Origin of the sequence: Chryseobacterium sp. SIMBA_028, assembly GCF_046535285.1 — a bacterium.
In the GTDB taxonomy this organism is placed as follows: domain Bacteria; phylum Bacteroidota; class Bacteroidia; order Flavobacteriales; family Weeksellaceae; genus Chryseobacterium.
The window spans coordinates 1-243 of the sequence record NZ_JAWRWZ010000726.1; the positions used below are offsets into that span (position 1 = coordinate 1).

General features: G+C 60.9%; 1 protein-coding gene. It reads left to right on the forward strand.

From position 1 onward, the window contains the following. On the forward strand, positions 1–229 hold a 229-nt coding region (locus SCA31_RS25160), incomplete at its 5' end, for a hypothetical protein (protein ID WP_410699664.1). Between the last annotated feature and the right edge of the window lie 14 nt (positions 230–243).

Consider the following 243-nt stretch of genomic DNA (forward strand, 5'->3'; position numbering starts at 1 on the left):
TCTTCGCCGCGAAGCATCGCAAGCCGATGCGCGGCGCATCGTCGTGGTGATGACGCCGATCGGCCAGCGGCTGCTGTCGGAAATCCGGGCGCAGAAGCTGTCGTTGATCACAGAAATCCTCGACGGCTGGAGCGAGACGGACGTCGATGCCTTCGCAGCACTCTATGAGCGCTTTATCGAAGGTTATGAAAAAGCCTTCGAACGGCGCGATAAGGGCACGCCCGGTTAAGCCCCGCCCCTTTC